The sequence below is a fragment of the Oribacterium sp. genome (genome assembly GCF_057249185.1).
Genome location: NZ_DBHIGR010000086.1, coordinates 1 through 9,261 on the forward strand (window position 1 = coordinate 1; position 9,261 = coordinate 9,261).

The window sequence follows — 9,261 nt, forward strand, 5'->3', positions numbered from 1 at the left end:
CACAGGAAAGCTTGTTGGCTAAGGAAAAGGCGGAAGAGGAGGAGAAAGCAAAAGAGGCCTTGATTTGGAAGAAAAAAGATATTCAGAAGGACAGGGTAAAGGTAAAGGGAATTTATATTACAGACCTTACCGCAGGTTCTCCGAAAATGGAGGATATCTTATCGAAAATGAAGGATACTGAGCTGAATGCTTTAGTCATTGATATTAAAAATGATCACGGACAAATCGTATATCAGATGAATAATGGCGGACAGCAGGAGTTCTACAATACGACGAATATCGTCAAAGACTTACCGGCATTGCTTAAAAAATGCCATGAACAGGGACTGTATTTAATTGCTCGTTTAGTTTGTTTTCGTGACCCTGCCATGGGAGAAGTTCATCCGGAATGGATGAATCAGAAGGCGGATGGAAGCTTATTTAAAGATAATAGCGGGATGACCTGGATTAATCCTTATAAAAAAGATTATTGGGATTATATTGCTTCTGTGGCGGAACGTTGTGCTGATGACGGATTTGATGAAATTCAGCTGGATTACGTTCGATTTTGTACAGAGAAGGGTATGAAGGAAGTGCAGTACCCGGAAGAAGCAGAGACCAATAAAACCCAAATTATTACAGAATTTGTACAGTATATGTCAGATCGTTTAGCGAATAAACAAGTCTTTTTGTCTACGGATGTTTTTGGAACCATTATCGGTTCCTATGTGGACAGTACCGCTGTTGGACAGGATTATTCGGATATGGCAGCTTCCGTGGACTATATGTGTCCTATGATTTATCCCTCTCACTATGGAGACGGAAATTTCGGTATAGAACATCCGGATACGGATCCCTACAAAACGATTTACTCTGCTTTAAGGTCATCTCAGAAGGAACTGGCTTTGGTGAAAAGCGGAGACAACTATCAGGCAACGGTTCGTCCCTGGCTACAGGGCTTTACAGCATCCTATCTACAGCATTATATTCCTTATGAAAAGGAACAATTCCGGGCACAAATTCAGGCTGTATACGATAGCGGATATGATGAATGGCTGTTTTGGAATGCGGGAAGTAACTATGATTTTTCCTATTTCTATACCAAGGAAGAGGGAGCATCGGTACAATCCGAAGCCAAGACGGATCAGGAAGGAAATAATGGATAAGAAAAACTTTGATAAAGAGTTTATTATTGAAGAAGAGTTGAAAAAACTCCCGGCAATGCCGGGAGTTTATTTAATGCATGGCGATATGGATGAAGTGATTTACGTTGGAAAAGCGAAAATTCTAAAAAACAGAGTCAAACAATATTTTCAAAAATCAACGAAAAAATCCGTGAAAATTCAACAGATGGTCGCTCAAATCCGACGCTTTGAATATATTGTTGTGGATTCAGAGATAGAGGCTTTGGTGCTGGAATCCAATCTGATTAAAGAATATAAGCCTCGTTATAACACTCTTTTAAAGGATGACAAAGCCTATCCCTATATTCGATTAAGCGTGGAAGAGGCCTATCCCAGACTTTTTGCTTCCCGAAATAAGAAGATTAAGAGCTCGAAATATTACGGCCCCTATGCTTCCATGGAACGGGTTAATGAGGTTATTGAGCTACTCAGAAAAACCATGCATATCCGGAATTGTAATAAAGTCTTTTCCGAGGAGAATCCTTTAGCCCGCCCTTGTATCTACTATGATATGGGACAATGCCTGGGACCTTGTGTTTTAAAGCAGTCCAAGGAGGAATATAGAGCTGCCATTCCGAAGCTTACAGAGTTTTTATCCGGAAAAACAGAGGCCACCCTTAAAGAATTGGAAGAGAAGATGCTGGAAGCATCGGAGCGTTTGGACTTTGAAAAGGCCATGGAATATCGTGATTTGATTCAGGCAATTCAAAGCTTACAAAACAAACAAAAGATTACCGCCTTGGATGGAGAGGACAGGGATATTATAGGCTTACGAAGGGATCACAGCGACTGTATTGTGCAGATATTCTTTGTTCGTGACGGTAAAATTATCGGAAGAGACCATCAGTTCTTACGGATCGATGAGGAGCAGAGTGATGGAGAAATCCTAGCCAGCTTTTTGCAACAGTTTTATAACGGTACCCCCTTTATTCCGAAGGAAATCCATTTGCCAGTTGAACTGCCGGATCAAAAGATTCTGGAAGAATGGTTGAGTCATGTGAAGGGAAAGAAGGTTTATATTCTGGTTCCCAAGCAGGGAGATAAAGAAAAGCTGGTGGAACTTGCCGGAAAAAATGCGGGTATTTTGATGCTTCGTTATGTGGAAAAATACAGAATGGAGGAGAAGAAACGAAAAGAAGCTTTGGAGGAATTGAAGAATGCCTGCGGACTGCCGGAAATTCCGAAAAGGATTGAATCCTATGATATTTCCAATACATCAGGCGCTCTTACGGTAGGTTCCATGGTTGTTTACCAGGAGGGAAAGGAAAAGCCTAACGAGTACAGAAAATTTAGAATTCAAAGTATTGTAGGACAAGACGATTACGGGGCAATGAAGGAGATGCTAAGCCGACGTTTTTCTCATGGTTTAAAGGAACAGGAGGAGAATAAGGCGGGAGGAAAAGAGGACCGTCTGGGGCGTTTTTCTCAATTTCCCGATTTAATACTGATGGATGGAGGCAAGGGACAGGTCGGTATTTGTGAGTCCGTACTGGAAAGTCTGGATATTTCCATTCCTGTTTGCGGAATGATTAAGGATGAGCATCATCGTACCAGAGCATTATTGGTGGGGAATCATGAATACCCCTTATCGGAGAGAAGTGAATGCTTTAAGCTTCTTACCAGAATTCAGGATGAGGTACATCGCTTTGCCATTACCTATCATCGCTCCCTGAGAGGAAAAGAGCAGATTCATTCTCTTTTGGAGGATATTCCCGGAATCGGTCCGGTGAGAAGAAAGGCATTGATGAGAAAATTTCGAGATTTGGAGGGGGTAGCTAACGCTGATTTTGAAGAACTGCTATCCTGTCCGGGTATGGATGAAAAAAGCGCTCAATCAGTATTGCATTTTTTTAAGAACAGAAATAGAATGGACGATGGAAAGGTCTAAATTAATTCTTACGAAATTGCCAGATAATCCAAGCAATTTAGCGCTTTTTTCTTGCTGTTTAGCCAAGTTCGAGAAATGGCAAGAATTTATTTCGTATGACAATAAATACTTGTAAAAACCGAATTTTCGCCGTAGTATTACTAAAGAATTAACAATCTTTTGTAGAGGAAGGATGAGTAACACTTTATCGTGTCAGGCGATAATGAAAATATTCCATAAATCAGTAAGTTGAAGAAGGAGATGGGAAAAGTGGTTAAAACAATTTTACTCAGACAGCACATCGGTGCACCTGCTACACCGGTAGTAAAGGTAGGGGATTCCGTTAAAAGAGGAACCTTGCTTGCTGCACCGGAGAAACTTGGCGCCAATGTGCATTCCAGTGTGGATGGTGTGGTAAAAGAAATTACCGAGGAAGCGGTCATCGTCGAGGCTTCCGAGAAGCAGAGCGATGATTACGTAAAGATTGAGGGCGAGAATACTCTTGATTTGATTAAAGCCGCAGGAATCGTGGGAATGGGCGGTGCAGGATTCCCTACTGCAGTGAAATTAAACATCGACTTGAAGGGCGGATATATTCTGGTAAATGCAGCGGAGTGTGAACCTTTGCTGGAGCATAACATGAAGCAGATTATGGAACAGCCTGAAAAAACCATGCGGGGTATTGATTACTGTATGAAGGTGACCAATGCTGCTAAGGGTGTAATCGCCATTAAAAAGAAGCATGAGGAAGAAATTAAAGTTCTTCTTTCTTTACAGGACAAATTCCCTAATATTTCCATTCATCTACTACCGGATATCTACCCGATGGGAGAAGAAAGAGCTGTTGTTCGTGAGGTTCTTGGTAAATTACTTCCTCCCACTTCCCTTCCTTCAGAAGCTGACTCCGTTGTTATTAACGTAGAGACCTGTCTTCGCATAGCAGAGGCAATTGAGGATAAGAAGCCTTGCTTCTTAAAGAATATTTCCGTTGGCGGAAAGCTAAAGAAGGGAACTAAGACTCAGGTCTTTATGGATGTTCCTGTAGGCACTACCGTAGGTGAGCTTATCGAGATGGCCGGCGGTATTGACGGGGAATACGGAGAAATCGTTTTAGGAGGTCCTTTCACCGGACATGCTGTTGATCTTTCTACACCGATTACCAAAACCAGCGGTGGAATCCTGGTTACAGAACCCTTTAAGGATTTAAAGGGAGCAAAGATGGGTATTCTTCTTTGTGCCTGTGGTGGAAACCTGGAAAGAATGGAAGATTTGTGCAAGAAGTACAATGCCGTGGTTACGGATGTACAGGCTTGTAAGCAGGCTGAAGATGTTCGAGGAACACTGAAGTGCCAGAACCCCGGAAACTGCCCCGGACAGGCACAGAAGATTTTACACTTCAAGAATGCAGGATGTACCGATGTCATTATCGGAAACTGTAGTGACTGTACCAACACGGTTATGGGATCTGCACCGAAGATGAATCTGAATGTTCATCATCAGACTGATCATATCTTTGAAACCGTGGGTATGGAGCCTATGCGTTACTTAACCAAGTCCAAGGTTGTAGAGCAGCTACCGGTAGATGATAAGGGTCGCCAGCTTCCTTTCCCGAAGGAAGAGAAAAAGACAGAGCAGGCAGTGGAGCAGGAATTCAGCTTTTCTACCATGCTGGATGATGGATTATTCCATATCCATGTGGAGGAAGGCCAAGATATTCATATAGAATTTTCATAAGAAAGGAAGCAAAATATGTCTATTTCAGCAGAGTATGCAGAAGAGCACAAGAGCAGTCCGGCGGTGTTATGCTGTAGGGCTGAGGAGGGAGTAGTTCTCTCCAGCCACAACTTGGAGGATCCTGAAATCTTTGATGATTTGGTAGATCAGGGATTGTTGAAGTTGGATGGTTGTTTAACCATTGGCGATGTTTTAGGGGCTAAGCTTTTAAAGACCTGTGATTCTCTCACACCTCTTACAAAAGATTTAGTAGCGCTTGCCGATAAGCCTGCAGAGGCAGCTAAAGAAGAGGCTCCGGCAGTAGTAGCCCCGGCAGCTTCAGTAGGAGCAGTAGCAGCACCTGCCTTAGGAGGAAGCTTGAAGATTCACATTGGTGAAGGTAAGGGAATCGACATTCAGATTCCTGTAGGTGCTTTAGGCGGCGCATCCGGCGTTCCTGTAGTATCTAATGCAGCACAGGCTGTAGCAGGTAATGCAGGTGTTGCAGCTCCCGGAGCGGTTGCTACAGATGAGGAAGTGGTAGTTCGCAGTCTTACCAGAAAGCACTTCAAGATTACTGAAGTTAAGAGAGGTCCTGAAACCAAGTTAGAGGGTACCGTTCTTACCATTCGCGAAGGCATTGAAAAGGAATGTGTTGATTCTCAGAAGCTTGTAGTGGATCTGAAGATTGATATCATTACTCCGGATCAATATCATACCTACTCCAACACCATCATGGATGTTCAGCCTATCGCCACCAAAGAGGGTGATGATGAAGTTGGAACCGGAACAACCCGTGTATTAGACGGCGTTGTTATGGTGGTTTCCGGAACTGATGAGAATGGTGTTCAGATTGGTGAGTTCGGATCCTCCGAAGGATACCTTGATGAGAATATTATGTGGGGACGTCCCGGTTGTCCTGACAAGGGAGATATCTTCATTAAGACCAATGTAACCATCAAAGAGAAGACTAACATGGAGCGTCCGGGACCATTGGCTGCTCACACAGCAACTGACTTAATCACCGATGAAATTCGTAAGGTATTAAAGAAGGCTGATGAGAGCTTGGTTGTTGATACTGAGACCTTTAACCAGGTAAGAAGACCGGGTAAGAAGAAGGTTGTTATCGTTAAGGAAATCATGGGACAGGGAGCAATGCATGATAACTTACTCCTTCCTGTTGAGCCTGTTGGTGTACTTGGTGCTAAGCCTAACGTTGATATCGGAAACGTTCCGGTAGTAGTTTCTCCATTAGAGATTCTTGATGGATGTATCCATGCATTAACCTGTATTGGACCTGCATCTAAGGAGATGTCTCGTCACTACTGGAGAGAGCCGTTGGTATTAGAGGTTCTTCATGATCATGAAGTGGATTTAACCGGTGTTGTATTGGTTGGATCTCCACAGATTAACGCTGAGAAGTTCTATGTTTCTCGTCGTGTAGGTATGACCTTAGAGGCTATCGGACCGGATGGTGCATTTGTAACCACTGAGGGATTCGGAAACAACCACATTGACTTTGCTTCTCACATCGAGCAGATCGGTAAGAGAGGAATCAAGGTTGTAGGTATGTCCTTCTGTGCTAACCAGGGTGCTCTGGTTGTAGGTAACAAGTACATGACCAGCATGGTAGATAACAACAAATCTGAAGGCGGAATTGAGAACGAGATTCTTGCTAACAACACCCTTTGTACTGAGGACGCTATCCGTGCATTAAGCATGTTGAAGGCTGAGATGGCAGGCGAAGAGGTGAAGAAGGCTGAACGTAAGTGGAATCCAAACGTAAAGACCCAGAACATTGAGTTGGTTTCCAATGTTACCGGAAAGCCCATTGAGCTTGTTGAGAATGAAACTTCTCTTCCAATGAGTGATAAGTTCAAAGAGAAGTACATGAACGCATAATTATGGCTAAATACACAGATAAGATTATTTACATGGAAGGCATTATCGTGGAGGTTCATGATGGTGCCGTGGGGATTGACTTAAAAGGTCGTTTGGGCTTTTTAAAAATTCCCATGCGGATGCTCATTTCCGATTATGAAATTAAAGTCGGTCAGGAGGTTGGTTTCAATATGAGTTTTATTGAGCAATTAAGTCCGGATGTAAATGAAAAATACATTAGTAATATTCAAAAGCGCCAAGAGCCGTAGAATAATTACATAAAAAATTTATGAAAGGAGAAAGACATGGGTAATACTGTAGTAAAAGGGATGCAGTCTGAAATCTTCGTACCTGTTACTCCTCCACCTGTATGGGCTCCTGTCACAAAGCCGTTAAAGGATATGGTTATTGCCATTGCAACGGCCGCAGGTGTGCACCATAAAGATGACAAGCGTTTTAACCTGGCTGGTGATTTTACCTTTAGAGTTATCAAGGATACAATGCCTTCTAGCGAACTAATGGTATCACATGGTGGTTACGATAACGGTGACGTTAACAAAGATATCAACTGTATGTTCCCAATTGATCGTCTTCATGAGTTGGCTAAAGATGGTGTAATTAAGGGGGTAGCTCCTGTACACTTCGGATTCATGGGCGGTGGTGGAAACCAGGAAAAGTTCAAAAACGAGACAGGTCCTGAAATTGCCAGACAGCTGAAAGAGGAGGGCGTAGACGCCGTAATCCTCACCGCTGGCTGAGGAACTTGCCATCGTTCTGCCGTGCTTGTGCAGAGAGCTATTGAGGCCGCAGGAATTCCTACAATTATCATTGCTGCGTTACCTCCTGTCGTAAGACAGACCGGTTCCCCCAGAGCAGTTGCTCCTCTCGTTCCGATGGGTGCAAATGCCGGAGAGCCAAACAACAGAGAAATGCAATACAATATCGTAAAGGATACCTTAGAGCAGCTTGAGGAAATCGAGTCTGCAGGTAAGATTGTTCCTTTGCCATATGAATACGTTGCGAAGGTATAATGCCAAGAAATGGAAGCATGATCTTCATGCTTCCATTTTTTTCTAAAATTTCCTTGGAGGATAGAATGAGTGAAGAAAGAGTATTGAGACAGTTAGCGATTAAAGCTTTTCATGTTCGTGCTGTTTCAGAGGGAGAGAAAGTCTCCTTGAAAAAAGAGGAAAATAAAGAATATAGCTTGGTGATCAATCCCAATCGTTTAAAGGACTTCGCTAAGCAGGAAGAGCTGATTGAAGATTGCAGTCTAAAAATCATTCATAAAAATGAAAGACACATTCCCATTAATTCTATTATGGATATAATGCCTATTTCTACCAAAGTATTAGGAAAAATAGGAGAGGGAATTAGCCATACTTTAACCGGAGTGTATGTAATCCTTACTGCTACGGATACGGAAGGCAATTATGTCTCCGCTTTTGGTAATTCCGACGGATTTTTAGATGAGCAGGTGGTATTTGGCCGTGCCGGTACACCAGGACCTGAGGATATCATCATTCTAATTGATGTGGTATTACAGGCGAAGGCCGGATATTCCAGACCTGGGCCTGATGCCTGCCATAGACTATGTGATCATTTCTGTCAGGAAATTCGCGAAGTATTGAAGAAAACCAACGGTTCCTTCTGTACGGAGCGTCATGATTTTAAGGATGTAGAACGTCCGGGTAAGGATAAAGTGGTTTTGGTGAAGATGGTTTCCGGTCAAGGAGCTATGTATGATACCAGATTTCTTCCGGATGAACCTTCCGGATTTATAGGATCTCATTCAATTATTGATATTACCGGAGCGCCGATGATTATTTCTCCCAATGAGTATCGTGATGGCGCTATTCGAGCATTATATTAAGAAGAGGAGGAGCTTATGGGAATTGGACCATCAACCAAAGAAACCACCCTGCATCATTTTCGTGACCCTCTGGTAGAAGAGCTATGCGATGATACTGACTTGGACTTTGTAGGTATTATAATCGCCGGAATTCCACAGGATAACGTTAATAAACTTTTTACCGGTAGTCGTGTAGGTGCCTGGGCGGAAGCCCTTCGTGTAAAAGGGGCAATTGTCAGTGAGGACAGCTGGTGAAACAGAAACTTGGATTTTTCTCAAGCAATTGAAGAAATCGGTAAAAGAGATATTGCGGTTGTAGGAGTTTCCTTTGTGGGAACCCAGGGTGCCTTTGTAGTTACGAATCAATATATGAATACTATTGTGGACTTTAACAAGAGTGAAGAAGGCATTGAAACCAACGTTGTCGGGGAAAATAATATTGTTGCCCAGGATGCAAAGAAGGCAAAGGCACTTTTGAAGCTGAAAATGAGAGCTGTGAAAAGATAATCGCCTTGTAAGAACATATGAAGATCTATAAAAAGAGGATGTAAATCAAAATATTTTTCTAATTAATATAAGTCTGAAATCAGGGCGAGCTCTCGTTAGCTTAATCCTATGTATTGAAGGACTATATTAATTATAAAAATGCGCTCTAATGCAGTATAGGTCTATAATTGGGGCACGCTCCCGCTAACCTCGCCTTCGTAACAGTACTAACTTCAAGCATCGCCTTGCTCGCTTTCAGTAAGTACTGACGGGCTCAGATTGCCCCTATTATAGACCCA

8 protein-coding genes and 1 pseudogene are annotated in these 9,261 nt (G+C 42.7%); all 9 read left to right on the forward strand.

The genetic code is table 11. The annotated features are described in order from the left end of the window. Positions 1–1,145 (forward strand): putative glycoside hydrolase (locus ACO4PX_RS06145; protein ID WP_485571997.1); only part of this gene is annotated, 1,145 nt, incomplete at its 5' end. Then, positions 1,138–3,051 (forward strand): excinuclease ABC subunit UvrC, encoded by a 1,914-nt coding sequence (gene uvrC / locus ACO4PX_RS06150; protein ID WP_485571998.1) that lies wholly within the window; start codon positions 1,138–1,140, stop codon positions 3,049–3,051. The genes ACO4PX_RS06145 and uvrC, both read left to right, overlap by 8 nt. Positions 3,052–3,291: 240 nt before the next feature. After that, positions 3,292–4,764 (forward strand): proline reductase-associated electron transfer protein PrdC, encoded by a 1,473-nt coding sequence (gene prdC, locus ACO4PX_RS06155; protein ID WP_485571999.1) that lies wholly within the window; start codon positions 3,292–3,294, stop codon positions 4,762–4,764. A gap of 15 nt (positions 4,765–4,779) precedes the next feature. Beyond that, positions 4,780–6,645, forward strand: a complete 1,866-nt coding sequence (gene prdA, locus ACO4PX_RS06160) for a D-proline reductase (dithiol) proprotein PrdA (protein WP_007156067.1) — start codon at positions 4,780–4,782, stop codon at positions 6,643–6,645. Positions 6,646–6,647: 2 nt separating this feature from the next. Beyond that, positions 6,648–6,893, forward strand: coding sequence for a CBO2463/CBO2479 domain-containing protein (locus tag ACO4PX_RS06165; RefSeq protein WP_007156068.1), 246 nt, complete (start codon positions 6,648–6,650; stop codon positions 6,891–6,893). 36 nt (positions 6,894–6,929) lie between these two features. Next, a complete protein-coding gene (locus tag ACO4PX_RS06170; protein WP_007156069.1) occupies positions 6,930–7,382 on the forward strand; it encodes a glycine/sarcosine/betaine reductase selenoprotein B family protein in 453 nt (150 codons plus the stop codon). A 27-nt stretch (positions 7,383–7,409) separates the two neighbouring features. Next, positions 7,410–7,655 carry a hypothetical protein gene (locus ACO4PX_RS06175; RefSeq protein ID WP_472446107.1) on the forward strand — a complete coding sequence of 82 codons (246 nt, stop codon included), beginning with the start codon at positions 7,410–7,412 and terminating at the stop codon, positions 7,653–7,655. A 65-nt stretch (positions 7,656–7,720) separates the two neighbouring features. Further along, positions 7,721–8,497, forward strand: a complete 777-nt coding sequence (prdD, locus tag ACO4PX_RS06180) for a proline reductase cluster protein PrdD (RefSeq protein ID WP_308579481.1) — start codon at positions 7,721–7,723, stop codon at positions 8,495–8,497. Between the two features lie 15 nt (positions 8,498–8,512). Further along, a pseudogene (locus tag ACO4PX_RS06185) lies at positions 8,513–8,983 on the forward strand (glycine/sarcosine/betaine reductase component B subunit). Positions 8,984–9,261 lie beyond the last annotated feature (278 nt).

What these genes read in the sequence shown, in the direction of transcription:
- uvrC (WP_485571998.1), top strand. Translation starts at nt 1,138, where the DNA reads ATGGATAAGAAAAACTTTGATAAAGAGTTTATTATTGAAGAAGAGTTG.
- prdC (WP_485571999.1), top strand. Translation starts at nt 3,292, where the DNA reads ATGGGAAAAGTGGTTAAAACAATTTTACTCAGACAGCACATCGGTGCA.
- prdA (WP_007156067.1), top strand. Translation starts at nt 4,780, where the DNA reads ATGTCTATTTCAGCAGAGTATGCAGAAGAGCACAAGAGCAGTCCGGCG.
- ACO4PX_RS06165 (WP_007156068.1), top strand. Translation starts at nt 6,648, where the DNA reads ATGGCTAAATACACAGATAAGATTATTTACATGGAAGGCATTATCGTG.
- ACO4PX_RS06170 (WP_007156069.1), top strand. Translation starts at nt 6,930, where the DNA reads ATGGGTAATACTGTAGTAAAAGGGATGCAGTCTGAAATCTTCGTACCT.
- prdD (WP_308579481.1), top strand. Translation starts at nt 7,721, where the DNA reads ATGAGTGAAGAAAGAGTATTGAGACAGTTAGCGATTAAAGCTTTTCAT.